Source organism: Chromohalobacter sp. HP20-39 (assembly GCF_033052815.1).
Taxonomy (GTDB): Bacteria; Pseudomonadota; Gammaproteobacteria; order Pseudomonadales; family Halomonadaceae; genus Chromohalobacter.
Genome location: NZ_JAWHTP010000077.1, coordinates 1 through 608, shown reverse-complemented (window position 1 = coordinate 608; position 608 = coordinate 1). Strand labels below are relative to the sequence as shown.

Here is a 608-nt window from a genome sequence, read left to right as displayed (position 1 = left end):
TTCAAGTACCCGATTGATGTCAACAGCATGAATGCCGTACTTATAAAAAAGGTTAAAGGCAGTTGCGACTAACTGTTCTTTTTTGTCCATGATGTTATTCATCGTTGTGAGGATTCATACGCGACATGTTGACACAAGGAGACAGGGTTGTCTACAATCCCTCAAGGAGACCGATCTGTCTCTTTCTTTGCAATTTCCTTGAGGCTTCTTTTATGAACACGACAACAGCGGCTTCCGCACAACAGCCCTCCGTCATCTATGATCTAGTCACGATAGGTTCCGGTTCGGCGGCTAGAGCCGCAGCGAACGAAGCACGTAGGCTCGACAAAACAGTCGCCATGATCGAACAGGGGTTGGCAGGAGGGACCTGTCTCAATGTAGGATGCGTTCCTTCAAAGACGTTGCTTGCGGCGGCTTCTGCTCGCATGTCTGCTGCGCATGGGAAGTTCCCAGGTATAGCGACCTCGGCCGGGCCTGTCGACTTGTCTTTGCTTGTCAGAGATAAAGATCAAATGATCGGGCACTTCCGGCAGTCTTTCCATGTACAAGCACCCAAGGATGCAGGTATTGCGGTATTTCGCGGCAAGGCGACCTTTGTAGCGTCAGAT

General features: G+C 50.2%; 1 protein-coding gene. It reads left to right on the top strand.

Going from position 1 to position 608, the window contains the following annotated elements; translation table 11 throughout:
- Nucleotides 1–212: 212 nt before the first annotated feature.
- Nucleotides 213–608: FAD-dependent oxidoreductase (locus RVY79_RS16995; RefSeq protein WP_411161739.1), on the top strand; the 396-nt coding region annotated here is incomplete at its 3' end.